The 23977-nt window shown below is 58.8% G+C and carries 18 protein-coding genes and 3 pseudogenes; 1 reads left to right on the top strand and 20 read right to left on the bottom strand.

Annotation, left to right across the window (positions count from 1 at the left end; genetic code table 11):
• Window positions 1-448: 448 nt before the first annotated feature.
• The 17 genes and pseudogenes from P9236_RS30110 to queC all read right to left on the bottom strand — a co-directional run bounded on the left by P9236_RS30110 (window position 449) and on the right by queC (window position 18993).
• Window positions 449-1594, bottom strand: coding sequence for a TlpA disulfide reductase family protein (locus P9236_RS30110; RefSeq protein ID WP_063170388.1), 1146 nt, complete (start codon window positions 1592-1594; stop codon window positions 449-451).
• Between the two features lie 272 nt (window positions 1595-1866).
• A complete protein-coding gene (locus P9236_RS30115; RefSeq protein WP_126080606.1) occupies window positions 1867-2247 on the bottom strand; it encodes a hypothetical protein in 381 nt (126 codons plus the stop codon).
• Between the two features lie 10 nt (window positions 2248-2257).
• Window positions 2258-3556, bottom strand: coding sequence for a SidA/IucD/PvdA family monooxygenase (locus P9236_RS30120; RefSeq protein WP_063169368.1), 1299 nt, complete (start codon window positions 3554-3556; stop codon window positions 2258-2260).
• An 842-nt stretch (window positions 3557-4398) separates the two neighbouring features.
• Window positions 4399-5271: a universal stress protein gene (locus tag P9236_RS30125; protein ID WP_063169369.1), complete on the bottom strand. Its 873-nt coding sequence runs from the start codon at window positions 5269-5271 to the stop codon at window positions 4399-4401.
• Window positions 5272-5366: 95 nt separating this feature from the next.
• Window positions 5367-6071 (bottom strand): response regulator transcription factor, encoded by a 705-nt coding sequence (locus P9236_RS30130; RefSeq protein ID WP_224571202.1) that lies wholly within the window; start codon window positions 6069-6071, stop codon window positions 5367-5369.
• Window positions 6072-6178: 107 nt separating this feature from the next.
• Window positions 6179-6658, bottom strand: a complete 480-nt coding sequence (locus tag P9236_RS30135; protein WP_024505267.1) for a NifX-associated nitrogen fixation protein — start codon at window positions 6656-6658, stop codon at window positions 6179-6181.
• 16 nt (window positions 6659-6674) lie between these two features.
• The gene (nifX, locus tag P9236_RS30140; RefSeq protein ID WP_063169371.1) at window positions 6675-7172 is read right to left on the bottom strand and encodes a nitrogen fixation protein NifX; all 498 of its coding nucleotides are present in this window, start codon (window positions 7170-7172) and stop codon (window positions 6675-6677) included.
• Complete coding sequence (gene nifN, locus P9236_RS30145) at window positions 7169-8521, bottom strand: nitrogenase iron-molybdenum cofactor biosynthesis protein NifN (RefSeq protein ID WP_024505265.1); 1353 nt, start codon at window positions 8519-8521, stop codon at window positions 7169-7171. Before nifN ends, nifX begins: the two co-directional genes overlap by 4 nt.
• A gap of 8 nt (window positions 8522-8529) precedes the next feature.
• A complete protein-coding gene (gene nifE, locus P9236_RS30150) occupies window positions 8530-10014 on the bottom strand; it encodes a nitrogenase iron-molybdenum cofactor biosynthesis protein NifE (RefSeq protein WP_024505264.1) in 1485 nt (494 codons plus the stop codon).
• 61 nt (window positions 10015-10075) lie between these two features.
• On the bottom strand, window positions 10076-11617 hold the full coding sequence (nifK, locus tag P9236_RS30155; protein ID WP_024505263.1) for a nitrogenase molybdenum-iron protein subunit beta: 1542 nt from the start codon (window positions 11615-11617) through the stop codon (window positions 10076-10078).
• A 129-nt stretch (window positions 11618-11746) separates the two neighbouring features.
• Window positions 11747-13249, bottom strand: a complete 1503-nt coding sequence (gene nifD, locus P9236_RS30160) for a nitrogenase molybdenum-iron protein alpha chain (RefSeq protein WP_024505262.1) — start codon at window positions 13247-13249, stop codon at window positions 11747-11749.
• 87 nt (window positions 13250-13336) lie between these two features.
• On the bottom strand, window positions 13337-14230 hold the full coding sequence (gene nifH, locus P9236_RS30165) for a nitrogenase iron protein (protein WP_024505261.1): 894 nt from the start codon (window positions 14228-14230) through the stop codon (window positions 13337-13339).
• A 1097-nt stretch (window positions 14231-15327) separates the two neighbouring features.
• A pseudogene (locus tag P9236_RS30170) lies at window positions 15328-15524 on the bottom strand (7-carboxy-7-deazaguanine synthase QueE); the annotation flags it as partial.
• A 160-nt stretch (window positions 15525-15684) separates the two neighbouring features.
• Complete coding sequence (locus P9236_RS30175; RefSeq protein WP_063169372.1) at window positions 15685-16437, bottom strand: carbonic anhydrase; 753 nt, start codon at window positions 16435-16437, stop codon at window positions 15685-15687.
• Window positions 16438-17207: 770 nt separating this feature from the next.
• Complete coding sequence (gene queE / locus P9236_RS30180; protein WP_164548811.1) at window positions 17208-17933, bottom strand: 7-carboxy-7-deazaguanine synthase QueE; 726 nt, start codon at window positions 17931-17933, stop codon at window positions 17208-17210.
• Window positions 17934-17938: 5 nt separating this feature from the next.
• Entirely contained in the window at window positions 17939-18295 is a 357-nt protein-coding gene (queD, locus tag P9236_RS30185; RefSeq protein WP_063169374.1) for a 6-carboxytetrahydropterin synthase QueD, read from the bottom strand.
• Window positions 18295-18993 (bottom strand): 7-cyano-7-deazaguanine synthase QueC, encoded by a 699-nt coding sequence (gene queC / locus P9236_RS30190; protein WP_063170389.1) that lies wholly within the window; start codon window positions 18991-18993, stop codon window positions 18295-18297. The genes queD and queC overlap by 1 nt, the downstream gene beginning before the upstream one ends.
• A gap of 369 nt (window positions 18994-19362) precedes the next feature.
• Here queC and P9236_RS30195 point away from each other — a divergent pair.
• A pseudogene (locus P9236_RS30195) lies at window positions 19363-19504 on the top strand (transposase); the annotation flags it as partial.
• Here the strand turns inward: P9236_RS30195 and P9236_RS30200 are convergent.
• From P9236_RS30200 to hisC, 3 genes and pseudogenes are all read right to left on the bottom strand, one after another.
• A pseudogene (locus tag P9236_RS30200) lies at window positions 19499-20701 on the bottom strand (IS3 family transposase). The pseudogenes P9236_RS30195 and P9236_RS30200 overlap by 6 nt on opposite strands.
• Window positions 20702-20955: 254 nt before the next feature.
• Window positions 20956-21990: an LLM class flavin-dependent oxidoreductase gene (locus P9236_RS30205; RefSeq protein ID WP_063169375.1), complete on the bottom strand. Its 1035-nt coding sequence runs from the start codon at window positions 21988-21990 to the stop codon at window positions 20956-20958.
• A gap of 71 nt (window positions 21991-22061) precedes the next feature.
• Entirely contained in the window at window positions 22062-23192 is a 1131-nt protein-coding gene (hisC, locus tag P9236_RS30210) for a histidinol-phosphate transaminase (RefSeq protein ID WP_063169376.1), read from the bottom strand.
• Window positions 23193-23977 lie beyond the last annotated feature (785 nt).

Here is a 23977-nt window from a genome sequence, read left to right on the forward strand (position 1 = left end):
CATAAGCCGAAGGAATCCTGAGTACGAATGAGCCGCAGGAGGCATTTGACGAACGGGGAAGCAAGGGCCTCGTCGTCCCCGTGGACAGCAGGGCCAACCGGTTCATGAGGAATTTCGCTTTTCCCCAATTTCAGTACTCCTCTTGAAGGACGATCTCTTTTTCTGCGATGTGTGGTTCGGGCGCTTGCGTGGGCGGGGAATGGCTTGGGCGAGCCGATCCCACGCAACAGTGTCCCGTGGCCGACCTCGAGCACGTCCACCAATGCGAGACCTTTCACCGCGGCGCGAACGCCTGCGCCGCGGTTCGACCCGAGGTAAACGCAATGGAAATTCCACCTGCCGCAAGCCGCGCACTTTTGCGGCATCGACGTTATTGCTGCGAAGTGCGCCTGGGCGGGCGGATTTGCCGGTGTTCAATTCCAATTGTCATGCCCTTCGCGATCCTTGCTCAGGAAGTGACAGCGTTTTGAGTTTCGGAAGTCTTGTTTTGCGGAGCCACACAGAGACCCGCGTGACAGGCAGGCTCACCCGTGTAGTTGGCCAGGGCTTGGAGCAACGAGGTGAGGTAGCGCTGTTTGGTTTGGTCCGGCACTGGCTCCGAATGGTCCAGCGATTTGATTGCCACCTCGATCAACTCGATCGCCCGGTCCTTGTTGCCGCTCTCGTAATAATACTGAGCGACCGGAAAGTAACACCCGAATTTAAAGTCTCCATCGCCTTGCGGAGGATTAAGTTCCAGGATCTGTTCGGAGAGCTCCTTGCCCATCGCAAAGCGATCATCATGCGGAAGATGGGAGTTGTCGATCGTGGGATGGAAGAGTTGGTTCAGCGCCATCACCACCCAAGACATCGCTTCGAACTTTTTGTTGATCGCGTCCTCGACCAATTCGCGCATAAGCGGCAAGCCGGTTTTGATGTCGCGCAGCTTGTGAAGCAGAATATCCGCATGAACCCGCCGAAAATCAAAAGAGTCTGGCATCACGGCGAGGCCTTCTTCGATGGCCAATAGTGCCGCTGCCCAATCCTCGTCCTGCATCGCCGGCCCAAGTTTGGCGTATATCGGCTGACTCAGCGACGATTCGCGCACACGCGAGATTCGCTTTGCATCGACGGCTTTCGCTTCATAGCTGCTGCGCCAGCTGCCGTTAAGGACTTTCGGCAAAACGTCATCGAGAGGTGCCGGGTGGCCGATATAAGCGATGTGGCCGTCGCGGTCGACCACGAACGAGGTGGGAATCCCGAACGAAGAGCTGGGTTCCAGCCAGAGCTTTTTCATTTCGCCAGTGCAATCGAACGCTGTCCGATAATTCAGATTCGGGAACTTCTCGGTCAGCCAGGCATCCACGTTGGTCCGCGCTTCGTCCGCGGTTGCAGCCTTTTCGCAAGCTGCGACTCCGATAATCTCAAATCCGCTGTCTTTATATTTCTCCTGCAGTTCGATCAAATGGGGCATGGCGTGGACACATGGTCGGCACCAAGTCGCCCAAAATTCAACGAGGTAGACCTTGCCGGGCCGAAGGCTCGTGAGGGGCTCGCCACGCAGCCAGTTCTCCACTTTCAGCGCAGGAGCCGGGGACCCCATACGCAGTTCCATCTTGGTGTCCAAAGTCATTCCACACCTTTCGTCTCTTTTGTCGCGGAATATTTTCCAGTCAAAATCGGACACGGTCTCGAGGGCATTGCTCCCTCTCGCTTGCTTCAGCGGAGCTCTCACCGTGTTGCCGCACATCAAGCACGGCAAAGGGCATGCCAACCCTTCTTAGCTTCGGCAAGCGCCGGTACCGCCTTGAATAAGCGAGCCCTAACACGGCCAGCTGACGTTAACCTGAATGTCGGCTTTCGACGGCTCACCTTAGCGGCTGCCGTTTAGGAAGGTGAGAGTTTGGCTGGCCCGCTGGCGATAAGACCGGCTTCGGCGTCCTGGAGTAGTCGCACTTCGGCGATGGGGTCGAAAGTGCGGGAGAGGCTCGGTACCCTTGCAGCCACCGCCGCATGTGGCCCGGCGTCATAATTCGCGTCGCGGTTGCCAACGGCGGCGTTGGGCTCGATCCACGTGGCGTTGAGCCCGACAGCACGTAAAGCTGCATCGTGATTGAATGCCCTTTGCTGTTTCACGCCAAGCAGGAGTCGCGCGACGCTACCTTGCTCAAGCGCGAGCAGAGCGATCTGACGCCGTAGGAATATTGCTCGTCCCGCTTTTGCCGCCAGAGGCGGAAATCTTTCCTGAATGCCACCGCCGATCATCAATATCGACGAATCATATCCCGCTGCCCATTTGTTCGACTCCGAGGTCGGGCCAGCACTCCGTCAAGGGACGGTTGATGAACCCTAGATGCTCGGGATTGGCGCATGGCGCGCGCCGCAGAAGGCTGTCAAGGATGCGGCGCGCTCGCCAGGCCAGCAGCCCAAAGTTCGGATCAGCCAGCCCGCGCTGTCCAAGGCAGGCGTTCTGAACGAAAAGGCGTCGGTCTCGCGGTCCGTCCCAGTACACCGAAAAATCCTCGCCGATGGCGAGCTCATTGCCGATCTGTTCGAGGCGATCTGCGATCGGTTCTAGGAAACCCGGCAGCGGTTTCTCGTACCCGGTGGCCAGGATGACGATATCGGCGGTTACTTCTCCGATGTTGTCCAAGCCGCGTTGCAGCGTGAGCCTGTGCCCTGCTCCGGCATTGATGCAGCGCGACACGTTGCAACTTGGCCGCAATGTGATCTCGCATTGGTGTGGCTCGAGAAAGGCGTGGTGGTAGAGCGCCTGATAGACCGCGCGCAACTTGCTTTCTGAAATGCCCTCGGAGGCAAGCGCGAAACGCCGCAGGAACAGCTGTCGATGCACCTCGCTCATCGCAGCAAAACGATCCGAGAAGCATGGCGTGAACAGCCCGTTTGTGAACGCGTGGTCGTCGAAAGGCATCTCGCGCGTCAAGACCCATGTGATCGCCGCGGGCCGCCGTTCTTTCGGCCGGCCGACAAGGTGCAGTAGCAGCTCGGCTCCCGACTGTCCGCCGCCAACAACGCAGACATGCTTTTTTTGCACCTCAGGATTGATGTGGGCCAACTCAGATGAGTGGAACAGGTTGGGTCCAGTCCAGCCATGAAACTGAGGCGGAATTTGCGCCTGCTTGCCTATGTCGATGACGAGGTTTCTTGCATCAAGGACCGCGTTGTCCGTCCGCACGCGAAACTCGCCGTCAAAGCGGATTTCGCGAACGGCCTCGCCGCCACGGACAAGCGGATTCTTCTGGAACGCCCAGTTGAGATATTGGGCGAACTCGGCTCTAAGCACCCCGTGAAATTGCGCATTGAGGAAATTGTAAAGACGCCCGTTCTCGTGGAGGTAGTTTACGAATGTGTAGGCTGATCGCGGATTGACCAGAGTAACCAGATCCTGGAAGTGGCCGACCTGGAGCTCCGCGCAATCGAAAGCGCTGCCTGGATGTCCTCGGAAATCGACCTCCCGGTCCAGGAACAGTGCCCCTTGCGCAATCTCTTCCTGTATCTGACACGCAAGGCTCAAATTAGATGGTCCAGCACCCACACCAATACAAAAGAGGTCCACTTATCCTTACTCCTCTAGGAGTGTTTTCCAACTCAGCGGCATGTTGACGTCGATTGCCGGGCATTGAGCAATGCGAACCTCACAGGCATGCTTGAGCCGCGGTCCCGACTGAGAGGACAGCAAAAGCGTGTGCCGCCTTCCAGGTCTTGGGCTCAATGTCGGCGGCATCGACAGCGGCGCGGCGTGATCCGAACCCAAGAGCAGAAGGAAAGTGTGTGATGCTGTCGCGCGGCTCTTCCGGATCTTACGGCGGCTTCTAGCGCCGGCCTCCACCCCAGGAGTGGCTGTTTCCCTGCCACGACGGAAGCGGCTCTTTCTTTCGAGGGGCGTAACCATGGATAACGGCTCTTAATGCTTTCGGAGACTCCCATGCATGCGGCGTGCCGGATAAAGACCTGTCAAACCAACGAGTTCGCGCAGTTCCAGCTCGTCTGGAATCCGACATTGTCGCACGCCCGACGATCGGGCAGGGGAAGCTCCGCGGCAGCGGCCCTTGCACACCGCAGGCTGACAGGGACAGCCGCCGATTTGACGCGCGTCCGGGTACTGATAAGGGGCCTTCCAACAGGGTTCGCGCACGAGGCGGGGTCTCCTGGTACACCCGCCCTGTGGCTTGGCTGCGGTCTGCTGCAGCCGTTCGTCTTTACTGCCCGTTGCGGACGATCTCGCACGAGTTGGTTCACGAGAGCGTCGTGAAGCAGTCGAGGCGTCCGGTTTGGCTCTGACAAGCGTCGCAAGATGTTCGCGGATCCAGCCATGTCTCCGCAATCCGACCGGTAACCGACGACGACTTCGGACTGGTTGGCGGTCCTACGACCTGATCGGTGTTCCTACGGAGCTGATCAGCGAGCCAAAAACAGCGGCAATGTGGTCTTCCCAAAGCTCCAGCTCGGCGGACCGCCGAAAATCCGCTCACGCAGCCCACGGCTGCCATAAGCACCCATAACCATCATGTCAGCACAGATGTCGTTCGCGTGCTGGGTCAGCACTGTGCCCGCCGATTTGCCGGCGCTCTTAAGCAGGTCAACGGAGACCCGAGCACCGTGCCGAGTAAGATAGGCAGCGATGTCAGCTCCAGACTGCGCGCCTTTCCCGTTGTTTTGCGCCTTTGGATCGACCATAGCGACACAGACTTCCTTGGCAGCGGATAGGATACTAAGAGCTTCCCGAACCGCACGCGAGGCCTCTACACGCGAATCCCAGCCGACCAGCACGCGTCGAGGCGACAGCGTCGCCTTAACGCCCTTCGGCACGATGAGCACCGGCTTTCCGCTATCGAACAAGCAGCCGTTGACAACAGGAGGTCCGAGAGTCTCATCGTTGAGGAGGTCTCCTCCAACGATCGTCAGGTCAGCGCAGAGCGCCCGCTGTCGTGCCACTTCACCGAGGCTAGCCGGATCGCAATAGTCGGTGTCAACGTCACAGGAAAGCGACATAGCTTTCAGCCTTTTGAGGATATCCGCGGACCGTCTTTCCATTCTGGTCACGTCCTGTGAAAATTTCTCGATTTGCTGAAATCGATAGTTCGGTACTGCAATTGCCTGTGCACGTCCTGTATTCCATTCGGGGGGCGGAGACGACATCAAGAGCAATGGAGGCGGTATAATGAGTACCGATAGGTGCGCGCCGACCTCGGCACACAGTCCGGCAGCTGTTGTGAGGTCCTCATCAGAATGATCAGCACCCGTCACACTGAATATGCTTTTAAATTCCATTTGCCTGCTTCTCCTGGTCTTCGTTAGGAGCGCCTCAAAGCGGCAACACCGCTCTCAGGAGGAAGAGAGAGCGGCACCACGTTCGATCACCGATTTCAGTCGTCCGGCTTCTCGAGCGAGTAGCCGGCCGACCTGACGGTGCGAATGACGCTGCCGGGCAAGGCCGTTTTCAGCGCCCTCCTGATTCGGCTGATATGGACATCGACGGTGCGTGCACCGACATGAATGTTGGGCAGCCAGGCCGCCCCGATAAGCTCGTCCCGGCTGAAGACCTTGCCGGGGGCCTCAATCATAAGCCGCAGCACGTTGAAATCGATCCGTCCGAGATGGATGTCGTGGCCATTACCGCGAACCCGATGGGCATCGAGCTTCATCTCCAGGCCTCCACAACAAATCCAACTGTCGTTTTCAACCCCGTTCGGACCACGCTTGGTCAGCCCGAGCCTCGCCCGCAGGCAGTCGAGCAGCTTGGCCGGAGCCACCGGCCGCACAAAGCTCTCAACGCCTGCCTTCAAGAGATCGAGGTGCTGGTGCTCGGCGCCAGGCGCGATCAGGGCGATGATAGGCAGGTCGGTGGTGCGCGGTTCCCGCTTGAGGTGGGCGCAAATTGCGGACCCGTTTATGCTGGCTGGGTCGCAATCCAGCACTACGGCCTGAAGCTCCCGTTGTTCGGCCAAGGCCAGCGCAGCCTTCGCGCCGTCTGCCGTCTCACTGCTGAAACCGTCAACCTCCAGTATGTGGCTGTAGAGCAGATAGAACTCGGCATCTTGCGAGCAGATCAGGACCAGCGGCTTCTTCATCGGCGATACCCCAACAACCTGGTCGGCCTCGAGTCCCTGGATCGAGGGGACTGGCCAACATAGTTTCTCGGGTCCGTCATGATGGCCTTTCTCGAAAATCGCGCCCATCATGCCAGCGCCACGTGGGGAAAGGTTTCGATGACTGAAATCGCATCGTCGACCAGCTTCGTACCGGCCGTGGCGAGCTTCAGGAGCGTCTCGAAGCCAAACCGGTGGACATCGCGCAGCGTTTTGGACAAAACGACCAGCCGTCCGGTCGTGAAAAGCACCCGACCAAAACCCTCATGGCTCACCTGGATCATCGGCGATGCCATAAGGCCGCAGCGCTCCTCGATCGCAAGCCCGATGGCGGCGTAGTACTTGTCGAGCCTCCACAGCACGTCGGGATCGGGATCTCCGATGATTGGGATCCCTCGGCGCTGTTCCTTGGTAATGATGAAGTCGCCCAGCAGCTCAGCGTCCGCTTTGCGTTCCCACGAGCCATAGGAATCCTGAGAACGGATCAGCCGCACGAGGCATTTGACGAACGGGGTGCAAAGAGCCGCCTCGTCTTCGGCGACAGCTGGGGGGATTGCGGGGTCAGGCATTGGCGTCCTCCTCTTTTCAGTCCTCGTCCTCGAAGGACGGTTTCTTTTCGGCAATGCCCGCTCGCGCCAGCACCTTGCGCAGCCAAGGCGGAGGACACGTCCTGAGCATCATCTGCGTGCGCAAGAGCACCTGTGGGATCGATTGGGGCTCCGCCACTTTGATCGGGTGGATTTTTGCCGCGACAAGCTTGGCTGCCGAAGGGCCGCCAATTGCCAGACAAAACAGGATCTGACAGCCCTTGAGCGCATCCACCTTTGGCGTGATGCGATCATCGCGCTCGGCCCGATGCTCCCCGCTTTCATCGGACACGTCATCGAAGGCCACGGCTTCTACGAGATTCCATTCCTCGCGCGTCACGTCGTAGACAGCAAAGCGCCTGGCCGACCCGAAATGGGCGTTGAGGTCCTGCATGTCCTGAGTGGCGATCGCAACGCGCAATGCGCCCTTACGTCGTTCAGGCATCGGGGCGAAAACCTCACTACTGACCAGCGAGAGGCGGCGAACAGCGTTCATCGTGATATTTCTCGATTACGGAGTGGATCAAGCGCCTCAGGAGTGGGCGCGTGTTGGTTGGCCTGGAAGATGCTGGCGACCTCGAAGATCATGTCGCGGGTGCCCTGATAGAGAATTGCGAGCTTGTGCTGGCTGCCTAGTCGATCGAAGACCGGGAACCCGATGCGCATGAGCGGAATTCGGAGCCGCTCCGATGCTTGGCGCCCGTGCGAATGCGTGACAAGCAGGTCAGCACCGACGGCAAGACTTTCCAGATCGCCGAGATCGCCGATCTGAACCGAAACCGCCGGGACTTTCTCGAGAATTTTAGACCTGTCGGTCGTTGTGACGGCCGCGGCTATCTCGGAGCCGAGGCCAGCAAAGAAGGTCGCAAGTTGGAACAGCTGGTCTGGTTCGGCAGCGATGGCAATTTTCTTGCCGCCGAAATGGAAATGTCCGTCGAGCATCGCGTCCTGCAATTGCGCCCGGCGCCGGCGCACGCGGGCCGGTACCGCCGCGCCCGAAATCGCAGACAGCAGCGACACGAAGCGGTCCGTGTCCTGCAGCCCAGTCAGTGACTGGAACAACACGTAAGGCACGCCGGTCAACCCGTGCAGCGCTTTCGCCGGGCGGCGCATGTGCTCACCGATGGCGATGCATTGCATGGCCGTGCCCAACTCGCGAATGTCTTCGACGCTGGTGCCGCCGTATGTGGTCGCTACCCAGCGGTCAGGAACCGTACCGTCGAGCGAGCCTGAAATGTCGGGCAGAATAACCGGCTTGAGCCCAAAGCTTTCAACCATGTCACGCATATGCTCGATGTCGGCGACAGTGAGGTTGCATCCGGGCAGGATCGCGATCTTCTTCGGCTGCCGCGCACGTTCGCCCGAGCCTGTAATCCCTTTGATCATTGCGGTGACTGCCTTGGCCCAGCCCTCTTCGATCGCGCCGTCAAAATCCGGCGTGTTGGCCAGCACGACCTCCGTACCCGCAAGCTCTTGCGTGTGCTTCAGCTTGATGTTCGCAATATCACTCGCGCAATCTTCGCCACGCGTCTCCACCAGCGCGGTCGTGCACACCCCGATCAGCTTTGGCTTCGTGCGGTTCTTGAGGTTGAGGATGGCTTCTTCAAGATGGTCGGCAGCGCCGAGGATGGTCGCCACCTCATCCATCGCTGTTGTCTGCAATGGAATCGTTTCTTTGAAGTGCCGTACGAAGAGCACGAGCGCGAAGCTTGTGCATCCCTGGCTGCCGTGGAACAGCGGCATCGCGCCGTCGACCCCAAGAAAGGCAAAGGCGGCACCCAGCGGCTGCGACGACTTCAGCGGGTTCACCGCCGCGGATTTGGTCTGGGGAAGGATGCGGGCCATCGGTCGCCTCAACACTCGCTGAACTCGTGTGCCGTCGCGCCGGCGAATTCATCGAACAGGTGCCCGGACTCCTTCTTCGTGCATGGCAGTTCGTCTTTTAGATCAGGCTGGCAATCCCACGGGGCCGGCTGGCGCACCTGAGACCAGACCGGATTGTGAATGGCGAGGTCGATCTGGCGTACGAGTTCCACCATGCCGGCATAGCCGGCATAAGGGTGCTGGCGCTCCTGGTTGATATCGAGCCAGGGCGTCTTGGCCTTGAGCGCAATGAATTGCGTGCGACCGCCCGACAGCATGATATCGGCCCTGTGTTCAGAGAGCATGGCGTACAGCTCGCGCGCAGCCATGTATTCGAACATATGCTTGTCGTGCTTGAGAACTTGTTTGATGCGCTCCTTGTCCTGCACCGTAGATTTCTTGACCGAGGTGCCGACGATCTCGATTCCGATCTCCATCAGCGCACGGACAACCGACCAGGACTTCACACCGCCTGTGTTGAGCAGCACGCGCTTGCCTTGGAGCCTTTGCCGGTAGGATTCGAGTTTCTTCCACGCGATCGCCTCCTGCTGCGCGATCAGCGTCTCCGTGCGCTCGAGGATCTCCGGATCGGCGCCCTTCCTCACCAGCAGCCTGACAAGGTTGCGAAGAGCTTGCGATGTGTCGGAGATGCCATAGAAGGAGCCCTCGAAGAACGGGATGTCCCAGCGCTCCTCCATCTTGCGGGCAAGACTGATCAGCGCGGTCGAGCACACGATCATTGCCGCCCGGGCGCGGTGCGCGGAAGCAATGTCGCGGTAACGCGCATCGCCGGGAATGCAGGCGCGCACCCGGATGCCGAGCCGATCGAGGAGCGGCTTTACAAGCCAGAATTCGCCCGAGAGGTTGAATTCGCCAAGGATGTTGATGTCGTAGGGCCCGGGGTCGTCGGGTTCGACCGTGCCGATGACATGATCGAGCAACGCCTCGGCGGCGAGCTTGTTGCCGAGGTTCTTGGAGCCTGCCAGGCCAGGCGCATTGATCGGCACCACGGCCAAACCGAACTTTTCCGTGGCGCGTTTGCACACGGCCTCGATGTCGTCACCGATCAGCGCCGTTACGCAAGTTGAGTAGACGAAGATCGCCGGCGGCGCGTATGTGTGCTTGATCTCGCGGATCGCCTTGAAGAGTTTCCGCTCGCCCTGCCCCATCACCAGGTCGAGTTCGGTGAGGTCGGTCGTGAAGCTTGTCCGCCACAAGGTCGGCCCTGACGAAACCGCACCACGGTTGTCCCAAGAATTGCCCTCGCAGGCGAGCGGCGCATGGACCAGATGCGCAACGTCGGTGATCGGCTGCAGGACGATCTTGGCTCCGTCAAAGGCGCAGCCGCCGGCTGCCGCCCCTGGTGTCAGCGACTTCGAGCAGCCCTCCTTGCGCGCCTTGGCATCTTTGCCACGGTTCTTATCGCAGGCGGGCTCATCGAAGGCGTCCTTGATTTTGGCGCTGAGGGAGGACATCGCTCAGCCTCCCCAGTCCATTGGGCAAGGAATGGCCTCGGCGAAAAGCCGGCCACGGCTCTTAGCGCGTGAGGTCATAGGAATAATCCGTCACACCCGTCTCGCTCGTCTCGCGATCGAGTTTGTCGAAGATCTTGTCGAGGATCGTCGTCAGCACGCGCAACGCGCCCTGGTAGCCAAAGAGCGCAAAGCGGTGATGATGGTGCCGATCGAAGATCGGAAACATCAGCCGGATCAGCGGCGTTCCGGTGTCGCGCTCCAGGTACTTGCCGTAGGAATTGCCGATCAAAAGGTCCACCGGCTCGGTAAAGAGCAGCGAGCGCAGCGCCCACAGGTCCTTGCCCGCCCAAACCTGGGCAGCCTTGCCGAAAGGCGAGGATGCTAGCAGCTTCTTCAAATCGGCTTCCCATGCCGAGGTGCCATTGGTGGCGAGGCAATGGGTTGGCTCGCCGCCGGTCTCCATGACAAAGCGGGCCATTGCGTGAACGAAGTCGGGATCACCGTAGATGGCGTATTTCTTACCATGCAGCCAGGATTGGCTGTCCGCCATGGCGTCTACCAGTCGGCCGCGCTCGAGGCGAATTGCCTCGGGAATCTCCTTGCCGGAAATCGCCGCGACCTCCATCAGGAATTCGTCCGTCGCCTGAACGCCGAGCGGATAGTGGAACGAGGCCGTCGCCTGCCCGACCTCCTCGCAATAGCCCAGTGTCTTTCGGGTGTTGTGATGCTGCAGCGAAAGCGTTGCCTCGGCGTTGAGGGCCTTCTTCACCTCGTTGATCTTCGTGCCCCCGTCATACATGCGGTATTCACCGTCCGAAGGCGTATCGAACTGGTCAGAGGCATCCTGGATCAATGTATAGGACACGCCCATTACATCGAGCAGGCGCTTGAGCTCCCGGTTGTTGCCGACGCAGAAGCCGTCGAAGCCCGGAATGATGTTGATGGTTCCTTCGATTTGCGTACGCTCCTGACCTTTCCAGAAGTGCTCCAAAATGCCTTTGACCATGTTGTCATAGCCGTCGACATGACTGCCAACGAAGGCCGGGGTGTGGGCAAAGGGCACGTCGAAGTCGCGCGGGACTGAATCTTCGTCCTTGGCGTTCTGGATGAAGCTGTGCAGGTCGTCGCCAATGACCTCTGCCATACAGGTCGTCGACACGGCAATCATCTTGGGGTCGTAGAGCTGGTAGGTGTTGGCGAGCCCGTCGACCATGTTCTTCAGGCCGCCAAACACCGCCGCATCCTCGGTCATTGAGGAGGAGACCGCCGCGGCAGGCTCCTTGAAATGGCGCGACAGGTGCGAGCGGTAATAGGCGACGCAACCTTGGCTGCCGTGGACGAAGGACATGGTTCGCTCGAAGCCGGCGGCAGCGAATACCGCACCCAGCGGCTGGCAGGCCTTGGCCGGGTTCACGACAAGCGCTTTGCGGGCGAGGTTCTTTTCGCGGTATTCCCACGTCTGGGTGAAATCGCGCTGATCGGAAACGATTTCATCGGGGTGCGGACATTCGAAGTTTAGCTTCTTCTCAGCGAGCATCTTTCTGTATTCCGGCTCGCGGAACAGGGGAGCGTGATCGAGAATTTTTTCAGCCGACTGCGGCATGATGATTACCTCTTTTGCATCTGGCTGCGCGGGACGGCAGCTCAGGACGTCAAGACGTTCCAGGCTCCGGCGGATCAGAGGCCGCGGGAGTTCACCGTCTCAGTGGGAGACTGGGGCTGAAGCAAATGTTTATTCGGCAGCCATCGCCCGCTCATCGCCCCGGCTTCTTTTCCAAGGCGCGTGGAATAGGTCCCAGACCGGGTTGTTAATGGCGAGATCCACATCACGTGCGAAAATGGCAAAGCCGTCGTAGCCGTGATACGGGCCTGAATAATCCCAGGAATGCATCTGGCGGAACGGTATGCCCATCTTCTGCACCGGGTATTTTTCTTTGATTCCCGAGCCGACCAGATTTGGGCGAATCCCTTCGATGAATTTCTCCAACTCATAGCCGGTCACGTCATCGTAGATCAGCGTGCCGTTCTTCACGTAGTGGCCGGTGCGCTGATAGTCGTCGCTGTGGGCGAATTCATAGCCGGTGCCCACGATGACCATGCCGAGGTCCTCGTAGGCCGTGACGACGTGGCGGGGGCGCAGGCCGCCGACATAGAGCATCACGGTATTTCCTTCCAGGCGCGACAGGTACTTGGCGATGACCGCATCAACAAGCGGCCTGTACTTGGCAATGACCTTTTCGGTCTTCTCCTCGATTTCCGGCCCAAAATGCTTGGCTATGTTGCGCAGAGAGGCTTCGATCTGGGAGGGACCGAAGAAATTGTACTCCATCCAGGCGACGCCATACTTTTCCTCCATATGCCGACAGATGTAATTCATCGACCGGTAGCAGTGGATAAGATTGAGCTTAGCCTTCGGGGCGCGCTCGATCTCTGCGAGTGTGGCGTCACCCGACCAGTTGCCAACCACGCGCAGCCCTATCTCCTCAAGCAGTATGCGCGAGGCCCAGGCATCGCCGCCGATATTGTAGTCGCCGATGACGTTGACGTCGTAGGGGCCGGCCTCGAACTTGACATCCTTTTTGTCGAAGACCCAATCCCGGATTGCATCATTGGCGATGTGGTGGCCAAGCGACTGCGAGACGCCGCGGAAGCCCTCGCAGCGTACCGGCACGATCGTCTTGTCATACTCCTTGGTCTTTTTGCGAGAAACGGCCTCGGTGTCATCGCCAATCAGGCCGATAGGGCATTCGGACTGCACGGTGATGCCGTTGTTGAGCGGAAACAAGACTTCAATCTCGTCAATGATCTGTTCCAGCTTCTTGTCGCCGCCGAAGACGATGTCCTTCTCCTGGAAATCGGAGGTGAACTGCATTGTCCCGAACGTGTCGACGCCCGTTGTACCGACGTAGTAGTTGCGGCGCTGCGACCAAGAATATTGGCCGCAGCCGACCGGGCCGTGCGAGATATGGACCATATCCTTGACTGGCCCCCACACCACGCCTTTCGAACCAGCATATGCACAGCCGCGAATCGTCATCACCCCGGGAATGGACTTGATGTTCGATTTGACGTCGCATTCGGAAAGGACCTCGCTTTCCCCGCCAGCCTCGTTGCCGCTCTTTGCGACGTTGAGGTGCTTCTTGCGGCGCTTCGCCGCCTTGTCGGGATAATGCGACAGCACCTCTTCGATAAGCTTCGCATGAAGAGCACCGTCATTCTCGTATTCCCGGCTCATGAGTCCCCCTTTCAAGGTTGGGTGACGCCTCAAAGAATAGGCGCCGTTCTCTGCAAGGCGCGCCGATTCATGGCAGCGCTAATGTCACTACTGGGCCGCCGCCTTCGCCGCTTCCTTGGAGTGAAGCTCGGCAAGCATCTGCTCGTCGGTCTTCATGATGCCGAAGTCGAGCAGCATCTCCTCCAGCTCCTCCATGGTGATCGGCGTCGGGATCGTACCCTGGCCCGAATTGGCGTGGATCTTCTCGGCCAGAGCGCGGTATTCCCCTGCCTGCTTTGAGTCCGGCGCGTACTGGATCACCGACATCTTCCTGAGTTCGGCATGTTGGACGATGTTGTCGCGGGGCACGAAGTGGATGAGCTTGGAATTCAATCGGCCAGCCAGTGCTTCGGCCAGATCGAGTTCGCGGTCGGTTTGACGTTCATTGCAGATCAGCCCGCCCAGCCGCACACCGCCCGAATGGGCATATTTGAGGATGCCCTTGGCGATGTTGTTGGCGGCATAGAGCGCCATCATCTCGCCGGACATGACGATATAGATCTCCTGGGCCTTGCCTTCGCGGATCGGCATGGCGAAGCCGCCGCATACCACGTCGCCGAGGACGTCATAGGAGACATAATCGACATCGTCATAAGCGCCATTCTCCTCGAGGAAATTGATCGAGGTGATGACGCCGCGGCCGGCGCAACCGACACCCGGCTCGGGGCCGCCGGACTCCACGCACTTGATGCCTCTGTAGCCCACCTTGAGCACGTCCTGGAGTTCGAGGTCTTCCACCGAGCCTTCCTGTGCGGCGAGATCCAGGACGGTATCCTGAGCTTTCGAATTCAGGATCAAGCGTGTGGAATCGGCTTTGGGGTCGCATCCTACGATGAGGATTCTCTGCCCGAGGTCGACAAGGGCAGCGAGCGTATTTTGGGACGTGGTGGACTTGCCGATGCCGCCTTTTCCGTAAAAGGCGATCTGACGCAGACCTGACATAATAGCTTTCCTTCCTTCGTTCTAATTATCGCGACTGCCCGCGACACAAGTGCCGATAGGCAGCTCGTGCCGCCTCACACCAAGCATCGCAAAAAGCGTACCAGCGTGATCGGCCGATCCCAGAAGAAACTTTGTCATTAAATTCCAGCCGCTTAGACGGCGGCAAAACGCGCGAACGGGCCTTTCAGGCGTCTGTCACGGACACGACAAAGCCGACACAGATTGTCGTGCGCCATCCAAACCGCCGTGTGTCGAGCTCGAAGCGGGAGAATGGGGAAGTTAGCCCAAAGCTGATGGCGAGACCATCGGAAGACATCGGCTCTTGTCTTTCCAGCCTGCCATTGATCGGGCGGTCGCTGGATGAGCAGGAGCCTGGGGCTTGACCGCGGCGCGGGTAGTTCAGGCAGGCTTACAGAGCGGGAACGCCGGCGGCCGATAGACATCCGCGCTTAACCTTTCATAGCCCGTCTACAAGTTGGTTCCGCCGACGCGCTATATGGAAGCCAAATAATTCAGTAGCTTAGCCGAGAGCATTGATTTTTTCAGAAAGATACGTGTTATACGCGTATGAACCGCCGAACCCATGGTCGGCGCCCTCATGCGCGTGAGACCCCGTTGTGGGCGAGGCTCGCGACTGGCTGCACGATCCTAGCCGGCCTGCTTGCCATTGAGTTTGGTCCCGCCGCGGTAGGCTGCGGCATCAAGGGCAACATCAGCTACAACACTGGCAAGAAGATTATCACGTTCTTGGACAGGAATCTTACTGGGAGACACGCATCAACCTATTGAAGGGCGAGCGGTGGTTTTGTTCAGAGGAAGCTGCACGAAAGGCGGGCGGGCGGGCTTCGAGAGGTTAGTGTCGCGGCAGCTTGCAGATCTGCCCACGGGGCCGCCACGATCGCAAAGTGTGTACAAAAGCGCCCTCTCTGCCGAACTGAACAGTGCTCACGGCCATAGCCTCGGATGAGCCCGACTGGCTTGACCTCTGCATGATGAGAGCAGCTTTTACACCAGGTGCGCAGCACATGTCTTTAACGAACGCATCGTCTTCAAGAATATAGAGAGCAATTCGGAAAACCGAGTAGTTGGCGGCGAAGCTAGGAGAAGGTATACACTACCCTCTTGTTACCCCAGAGTAGAACGTGCAGCTGCGGCAAGACGCGGGCTTCGAACCACCTGTCGCTGGTCACCTTTTCTACCAGCGGTTCCATGCGCATCATATTCCGTCGGACTCGACAGAGACGTCTTCATTACCACGGCGGGGCGGCGTGTGATTGCCGGGTTGCAGACAAACCTCGCCGCGACGTATTTGGGACGAGTGGTGTCGGCACCGAATCCCTATCATTTAGACTAGCCAGCTTGGGGAGCGCCGTCAGACCGCCAGACCGGAAGAGGAGGCTTCGCGCCAACTTGTGCCAAGAATGTTGGACCGTGCGGAACCGCTGGGGCGGCGCTCAACTCTGGCGCAGGATGAAGCGTCGATTGGGTGAATGAATAGGGCGCGCGTTCGACGGGTAGAGTGAGGCAAATCGCTGGATGTCTGCCGGATCAACGTCAACCGGTTCCATCGCCACCATCCACTCGACGTTTTCGGTGCACGGCGGCGTCGTCAGTGAGCCCTCATAAGTCCAATAGCCAAGCGAGGCTGGCAGAAGCCAGTTGGGATTCACCTCGTCGATCGTCACCTCCCCATTCGGCAGTTCGGGAAAGGCCGCAGCAAGGGCAGCAAAGCTGGCATTTGTCGCGCCGGGCGTTAAAAAGACGCCCAGCACGCCCAGAGTACCACTTTGCGTGTCCTTGTGAACGAAATGCACCTCCATCGGGAAGCTCTTGCCCGCCACGTGATGTTCGCTTGGCGCATGGAAATGGAACTGTACCAGTTCGTAGACACGATCGCCGCGGGTCAGCGTGCTGCCTTGTGGCATATTGATTTGAATGGTGTGGCCGTTGTTCACCATATTGCCGCCGCCCTTGTGCCAGCCGATGGCGATATGCGGGATATCCGCCTTGACCGCGCTGTTGATATTGATCGGCGATTGCTGCGTGCCGGCAGAGCATACGAAATTTTCCTTATCCAGATCAGCCCAGTGCTCCGGTCCGACCGGACCGGTGTACCCCCAATGGGCACTGGTCGCTTGGGCGGCTTGAACGCAAATCCGGCATGCGCCGAGCGCAACCAACCCTTTGATCAGGTGACGACGATACATATTACTTTTGCTCCTCTTGCGAACTGATGTTGGTGGCTGCCCTAATGGACGCGTGATGGCCAATCGGCGCGGCCAGTATTGTCCTTTGCAACTGATAGATGCCCGCACGCCTTGGCGTGCTTTCATAAGTGCGGCTGCCGTTTCTCGGCTGGCCGGCTTCTGCAGCCCGCAACGGGGGCAGTTTCAACCAGCTAAACGATAAAAAATTTTAGCAGACCAGCGCTTGACCCCCGCCGCAAAGGCACAGGCGAAGGTGATCACTGCGCGGCTGCCGTTCGCGCCGGAGGCCGCATCGCTATACTTTACACTCGCTGCCCAAGGAGACGCAGGCGACCCCAATACGTTTTCATCGCTACTCCCGACGCAGCCGACCCACGCCACGAAAACGTTGCTATATTTCACGTTGGGCCAATGAGGAAATCGATCTTCTTTATGGAAGGCATTTGCGCAATGGATGCATTCCCATGCTGACAGTCGTGCGTCAGGCCGGACAATGAGATACATCGATAAGAGCTGGACAAGGATGAGGGGATGACGTGCTTGCGACGGAGCAGGTGGGGCGAGAAGGCCAGTTCTTGCGGATTTCAACTTTGCGTGACGACAGCTCATCGGAGTCAAGGTGACACACGCCGGCAGCGGGGTGTCCGGGCGGTTTCCAGCCGCACAATCGCGAGACCGCTGACGCGAACAAAGCTCGGCTGTACTCGGCACGCGAAGAGAGCCTGCCAAGCCGTTGGAGCCCGGCCTTCCGGTGCGACGCAAGCCACAGACTAGACCGCCCTCTTGTTACCCCAAAGCAGAACGTGCAGCTGCGGCAACACGCGGGCTTCGAACCACCTGTCGCTAGTCACCCTTTCGACAAGCCATTCCATTCGCATCATTATTCCGTCCAAGTCGACAGAGGCGTCTTCACTGCCAGGGAGCGGCGGCGTGTGATTGCCGGGTTGCAGATAGATCGGAAGGTGCGGATATCTCGCCGCGACTTCTTTGGCGTAGGCATAGTCACTCTCGTCGAAAACGACGAGCTTGAGCACGATTTGCGGCTTCTCTTGCGCCGCTTCGAGGCATGCATCAAACGCAGCCCAACGGGTCGTCATCTCGCTGGACGGCGGCTTTGGGCTAAGGGTCAGCACGTCAAGATCCGCAAACCACTCCCTCACCACGGAACCCTGCGTTTCCAGTGCAAAACGATAGCCCTCGCGATGGCCTCGTTCTATGAGGGGACCGAACGGCTGAATGGCCGGGTTGCCGCCTGACAAGGAGACCATAACCGGCCTGCCGCCGGAAAGCGCATGGACGGTTTGCCACACGGCATCGATCGGCATCGGTAGCCATTCATGGCGATACTGATTGTCCACCGCGTGAAGGCTGTCGCACCATGAACAGCGATAATCACATCCGCCGGTTCTGATGAACACCGTCGGCAAGCCGATGAGCACGCCCTCGCCCTGGATAGTCGGCCCGAATATCTCGCTCACACGGATTGCGGGATGCATGTCGGTCACGGACGGTATTCCGCCCAAGTTTTCGGTGTTTCGCTAACGCGCACGGCCGCGGTCTGCGGCAGACGTGCCTTGCACCATTCATAGAAATGTCTGGCCAGGCATTCCGCCGTGACCTTCTCATGTCCCAGCACGTCGTTGAGGTGCCGATGGTCGAAGCTCTCGTCAATGTAGCGTTTGAGCGGCGCCAGATCGTGATAGTCGCGCACGAAGCCGTGGGCGTCCAGTTCCTTGGCCGACAGCTCCACTACGACGACATAGTTATGCCCGTGCAGGCGCGCGCATTGATGGTTGGGAGGCAAGGAGGTGAGCTGATGCGAGGCCGAGAAGTGGAATTCCTTGCTGATGTGGAACATTACGCGCGCCTCCTGCGCAGCGCCTCAAGCCAGAAATCGGCGTCCTCGTAGTCGGTGGGATCAGCGTGCCCGGCGAGATGGAACGCTTCGCGCCGCTCGACGCAGGTCCCGCATCGTCCGCAGTGACGCACGCCGCCCTTGTAACAGGACCAGGTCTCAGCAAACGGGGTGCCGTATCTTGCGCCATCCGCAACAATGTCAGCTTTTCCGAGATTCACATACGGTGCATAGAGGCGTATCTGCGCATAGCCGTCGAGCGCGCGGTCTTGCATTGTCTGGAAAGCTTCAATGAAGGCCGGACGGCAATCGGGATAGATGAAATGGTCCCCACCATGCACGGCCGCCGCCACCGCTTCGGCGCTGTGGGCGGCGGCGAGACCGAAGGCGATTGCCAACATGATGGCATTGCGGTTCGGCACCACCGTAATCTTCATCGTGTCTTCGGCGTAGTGGCCGTCCGGCACGTCGATACTGCTAGTCAGCGCTGAGCCGGAAAGGCCACGGCCAATTTCGCCGATGTCGATGATCTGGTGCGGGACCTTCAGTCGCTGCGCGCAAAGAGCGGCGAAGCCCAATTCCTTCCTGTGCCGTTGGCCATAGTCGAAAGATAGAAGGCCGGTGAGTTCGTGCTCCGCTGCCACCATGTGAGCAAGGGAAACGGAGTCCAATCCGCCAGAGCAGACGGCGAGAGTCTTCATCATTGGTATCCTTGTTTTGACCGGGTAAGGCTGCGACCGGAGATTTCTCTGCGCCCCCACTACTCCAGCGACTCAGTTTTGTGAACCGGGAGAATTTGCGCTCAGCCCGATTGGAACGGGAGTGCGTCGCGTCCAACACGCGTGATCAATAAAAGTTGAGCGCTTCAGCAGTTTGTTTCGCATCGCGCCAACTTTCGCAACCTGCTGTCCGATCGTCGACTTCGAGACAAGGTGATGTTCGGCCGACATCGGCTGACTCTTAATTAAGCCGCAGAACACATGTTGGCTTTCTGGCCTTCGCTTGTGCGGTTGGCGAGGGCGACATGGATGCCAGCAAATTTGACATTGGCGACATCCGCCTGGAGAACCCTGCGCGGCGCGATTGAGGCCGCAGGCGAGCCTGCTCTAACTGCCGCCCTACAGTCCCGACTTCAATCCGATTGAGAACGCCTTCGCCCAACCTAAGGCGCTGCTGCGAGCAAAGGCCGAGATAACCATCAAGGCTCTATGGGACTGACGTTGCCCCAGCAGTTTTGAGTTCGTTTCCGGCGTGGGTTGTGCCCTGCTGGGCGGGTGAAGCGACGGGCGCTGGCGCGGAGCCTTTGGCATAGCGCAGCGCGAGCGACCGTCGCGGATTGAAGGTGCTGGCGAACTTGGCCGGGGTCTGCCAGGGGGGAGTGCGGCCGCGCGGTGTTGTAGTCGGCGTGCCACAGGGCGATGGCTACGCGCGCCTGAGCCAGCGAGGTGAACAGCGTCTCGTTGAGCAGTTCATCGCGCAGTCGGCCGTTGAAGCTCTCGATGAAGCCATTCTGCATCGGCTTGCCGGGCGCAATGTAATGCCATTCGACGCGGTTCTGATCCGCCCAGGAGAGGATGGCGTTCGAGGTGAACTCGCTGCCATTGTCGCTGACGATCATCCTGGGCCGGCCCCGCTCGGTGATGAGCCGTCCAATTCGCGGGCAACCCGCATGCCCGAGAGAGACGTATCAACGATGAGTGCGAGGCACTCTCTCGTGCAGTCGTCGACGACGGCCAGGATGCGGAAGCGGCGCCCGTCGGTGAGCTGGTCCGATACGAAGTCGAGCGACCAGCGCTCGTCGGGCCTCAGCGGCACCAGCATCGGCGCCCTGGTCCCGATCGCCCGCTTGCGGCCGCCACGGCGGCGACGGCGAGCTTCTCCTCCCGATAGAGCCGGAACAGCTTCTTGTGGTTCACGACCAGGCCCTCCCGCCTCAGCATCACGAGAAGACGCCGGTAGCCGAACCGGCGACGCTCCTGCGCGATCGGCCTTCATCCGCTCGCGAACCTCGCGGTCGTCCGGCCTGCTGGTCTGGTAGCGAACCGTCATGCGGCAACAGCCGATGGCTTTACACGCCCGCCGTTCGCTCATCCCGAAGCCTTCCTTCAGGCGAGCGACAGCTTTCCGCTTGGCGGCGGGCGTCACCATTTCTTTCCCACAAGGTCCTTCAACGCGGCATTGTCGAGCATGGCGTCGGCCAAAAGCCGCTTCAGGCGCGTGTTCTCGTCCTCCAGCGCCTTCAGGTCGCCGAGCCTCGGTGACATCCATCCCGCCGAAGCGGGCCTTCCAATTGTAGATCGAGGCGTCGCTGACCCCGTGCTTGCGGCACAGATCGCCAACCGATACCCCGGCCTCGTGTTTCTTCAAAATTCCGATGATCTGCTCTTCAGAGAAGCGGCTGCGTTTCATGTCCTGGTCCTCTGGATGGGCCAGAACGAACTTCAAACCGGATTAGATCAGAGGGGCAAGGTCAGGACGCCTCGGCGCGGTCGTCGACCTCTTCACCCCAGCCGAATGTGCCAACTACTTCAAAGCCGCAGGATATGACCTGGATCAGATAGGACGTGCTCCAATGGTTTACACCTGACACAGGAGTCCGGCCCCCACAACCGTTTCGCAATGAGGAGCAGCGCTGCCGCTGCTCCTCCAATCACACGACGGATTCACGATGCGGCAACTCGAGCCATGATTTCGGATCCAATGGCCGATGCGGTGTATAGTGAGGCATCCAGCGGCAAATCCCCAAATGCCAGTTGACACAGAAGATAATTAGCACCTGCCTCTTCCAGCTGATCAAGGAGAGCTTTTCGGACAGAATCTGCCGTTCCCACGACGCACAATTCACTTTCAATTGCTGCATCGAAGTTCAAAGGCAAGTTTGGTGGAGTGGAAATGGCATTTAGTTCGTATAGAAATTTGAAGCTATTGAGCCATCGTTCATAGGCAGGTGCTGCGAGCAAATACGCATCTGTTTCAGAACGCCCTATCACCACCATTCGGAGCAATCCAAGAAATGGCGCTTGCTGGCCAATGTCAGCATCGTGAATTCGGGCGGCGCGGAACGCGTCGGTAACGCTGCGAACAGAAGTGGAAGGTCCGACGCAGGCGATGTTTGCCCCATTCGCAGCGGCCCAGCTAGCCGGCTCGGGTCGATTGGTGGCGATCCATGTCGGCGGACGGGGATATTGGTGAGGTCTCAACGTCAGCGGAACATCTTTCAACTCAAAGTGGCGGCCCTGATAAGAAAGCGTCCCGCCTTTCATCGCATTGATGAGAATCTCACTGGCCTCCGCATACTGTTCTGGTGCTGCTTCTACAGCAACCCCGAAGTATCCCAATTCAGTGGGAGCAGAGCCGCGCCCTATGCCGAGTTCAAGCCTGCCGCCGCTCAACTGATCAAGCATGCAGATCTCCTCGAAGGCACGCAGCGGATGATAGAGCGCAAGTAGCATTACCATGGGACCAACACGAAGACTGCGGGTTCGCTGGGCGACGCTCGCTAAGAACAAATTCGGTGATGGACCTCTGCCATGCGGCGTACAGTGGTGCTCGGCGAGATGATACGCATAAAAGCCATAGCCATCGCACGCTTCTGCTAGGCTCAGCCGATCTGCATATTGTTGTGCGATGTCATCGCCGTTTTCGTCCAGATGATCGAAGATGCCGAAGGTCAGGCCCGAAGCGGAAATTTTCTTCAATTAATTGTTCTCCAAATTACCTATATTTATTCGCTAATCATCATAGCTCACGACATATCATTACTTGATGCTTAATGTGAATCGACTTCATGCTTGTGAGCACCGCGATCCTTCTTAAAGTTCATACAGACGCGTTCGGCGGCAGCAAGGAATTTGTCCATCTGCTCTGTGGTGCCAATGCTGACGCGAATACAGTTCTTCAAATCTACGTCAGGAAAGCTGGCGATGAGGATCGCCTGCTCTTTCAACGCGGCTTGCCAGCATGAGCCCTCCTGTCCCGCCGGCACACGGGCCAGCAAAAAGTTTGCGTGGGAGGGTGTTACGGAAAAGCCAAGTTGCAACAGCGCCAGGGTCACTCGCTGTCGTTCATGCTTGATGTGCCTGTGGTTCTCTTCGTAGGCGTGGCGATGCGCAAGAATGCTTTTCCCGACCGCCTGCCCGATCACGTTCATGTTGAAGACATTCTGGATGTTGCGCAGCCTGCCAATGATTTCTGGGTGACCGAAACCGAAGCCGACTCGCACGCCAGCGGCAGCATAGCTCTTTGAAAAAGTCCTCAAGATCAAAAGATTCGGATGTCTATTGACGAGGCGCAGGGCATTGTCGGGTGCGAAGTCAACGTAGGCCTCATCCAAGACGACCAAGCGATCTGCTTGCTCCACAAGGCGTTCGATTTCGGCCACCGGCACGAATGTTCCGGTCGGATTGTTCGGATTAGCCAACAGAATGAACTTCGCGTCTTTTGCGGGGCCGGACAGCAGTTTTTCTATCGGCAGGGGATGAGCTTCGCTCGATGCGATTTCGAGAAACTCGGCACCCTGCAACATGGCAAGTTTACGGTTGAACGAAAATCCGGGCGACAGCATTGCCACTCTATCTCCTGGGGCGAGGAAAGCTCTGTAGATGAGTCCGAGCAGCTCCGACGAACCGTTGCCGGCAATCACCTGATCTTTGGAAAATCCGTAAGCATCGGAGGCAGCTGCCCTTAAGCTGAGATTGTCGTCTTCCGGATAAAGATACTGGTGTTCGATCGCAGCAATTGCACTTTGCATTACGCTCTTCGGCAACGGAAACGGGTTCTCGTTCGTATTTAGCTTAACGCAGTTTGCATCCGTCGCTGGTCCGTTGGACGAGAGAGCATCTAATTTGCTGGCCACCGGCGAAAAAAGCGAAAGCACGGTCTTCAGTTTTGCATCGCACATGTTCTTCTCCGTTTTTCAGTCCCGCAGGGCATGTGACATGAGGCAATCGTTGATCGTGACTTGATCGACGTTCGGCTATATCAGCGCTGCCTTCCCACCCTGGTGGGGATCGCCGACCACGGTTTGGATTTGACACCGGGAAGCTGTCGAGAACCTGATGACGACCCAACGTTTGGCCGACGGCCGATTCGGCGCAACAGACGGTGTTTCAACATCGCATCGTCCTCAAAGCCGCATGCAGGGCCTGCACGACAGCCCGTCTCCAGCGCCCGCAGATAGGTGGAAGCCGAAGTCTTGCCGAACCTCAGTTGCTCTGCCACCTTGGCCCACCGGACTGCCCTGTTTATGGGTCAGGCGCAGGATATCTCTGACGCTCGTTCGTCTTGCTTGCTTCCGTCTTGGCATGGGCTCTCTCGGTTTGCTGATGAGAGAGCCAAATACCGGCTCATCTGAGCATGAGACGCAGGCCTGACGATATGGAGCGTCGCTGGTGGCGCGCGTAGCCGAGAGGGTTCGCCTCGCTGGCGGGGCATGCAAGACGGCGCACCTCCTTAGCCATCCTGTCCCATCGTCTCAGATCGTGAGGCGCACCTTATAGTCGGTGAGGAGATCTTGCAGGGTCAGGTTACGCCCTAGCGCTTAAGGTTGTTGGTCGCACCGAGCAAGCGCGGGACCTGTCGACGGACAACAGCGGTGCCACTGCCGGCACTAGGTGTGAGCTTTCGAGAGGTTGTCCATTCGGACCGGACCGAGGAGACTGGAGTTACCACGCTTCAGCATCCATC

Origin of the sequence: Mesorhizobium sp. WSM4884, assembly GCF_029625675.1 — a bacterium.
In the GTDB taxonomy this organism is placed as follows: Bacteria; Pseudomonadota; Alphaproteobacteria; order Rhizobiales; family Rhizobiaceae; genus Mesorhizobium.

Excerpts from the sequence above, each read along its gene's own strand:
- queC (WP_063170389.1), bottom strand. The coding sequence starts at position 18,993 with ATGAAGACTCTCGCCGTCTGCTCTGGCGGATTGGACTCCGTTTCCCTT.
- nifX (WP_063169371.1), bottom strand. The coding sequence starts at position 7,172 with ATGAACGCTGTTCGCCGCCTCTCGCTGGTCAGTAGTGAGGTTTTCGCC.
- P9236_RS30125 (WP_063169369.1), bottom strand. The coding sequence starts at position 5,271 with ATGGAATTTAAAAGCATATTCAGTGTGACGGGTGCTGATCATTCTGAT.
- queE (WP_164548811.1), bottom strand. The coding sequence starts at position 17,933 with ATGCATCCCGCAATCCGTGTGAGCGAGATATTCGGGCCGACTATCCAG.
- P9236_RS30130 (WP_224571202.1), bottom strand. The coding sequence starts at position 6,071 with ATGAAGAAGCCGCTGGTCCTGATCTGCTCGCAAGATGCCGAGTTCTAT.
- nifH (WP_024505261.1), bottom strand. The coding sequence starts at position 14,230 with ATGTCAGGTCTGCGTCAGATCGCCTTTTACGGAAAAGGCGGCATCGGC.
- nifN (WP_024505265.1), bottom strand. The coding sequence starts at position 8,521 with ATGGCCCGCATCCTTCCCCAGACCAAATCCGCGGCGGTGAACCCGCTG.
- P9236_RS30175 (WP_063169372.1), bottom strand. The coding sequence starts at position 16,437 with ATGTATCGTCGTCACCTGATCAAAGGGTTGGTTGCGCTCGGCGCATGC.
- hisC (WP_063169376.1), bottom strand. The coding sequence starts at position 23,192 with ATGTGCGATGCAAAACTGAAGACCGTGCTTTCGCTTTTTTCGCCGGTG.
- P9236_RS30110 (WP_063170388.1), bottom strand. The coding sequence starts at position 1,594 with ATGGAACTGCGTATGGGGTCCCCGGCTCCTGCGCTGAAAGTGGAGAAC.
- P9236_RS30135 (WP_024505267.1), bottom strand. The coding sequence starts at position 6,658 with ATGCCTGACCCCGCAATCCCCCCAGCTGTCGCCGAAGACGAGGCGGCT.
- queD (WP_063169374.1), bottom strand. The coding sequence starts at position 18,295 with ATGTTCCACATCAGCAAGGAATTCCACTTCTCGGCCTCGCATCAGCTC.
- nifK (WP_024505263.1), bottom strand. The coding sequence starts at position 11,617 with ATGCCGCAGTCGGCTGAAAAAATTCTCGATCACGCTCCCCTGTTCCGC.
- nifE (WP_024505264.1), bottom strand. The coding sequence starts at position 10,014 with ATGTCCTCCCTCAGCGCCAAAATCAAGGACGCCTTCGATGAGCCCGCC.
- nifD (WP_024505262.1), bottom strand. The coding sequence starts at position 13,249 with ATGAGCCGGGAATACGAGAATGACGGTGCTCTTCATGCGAAGCTTATC.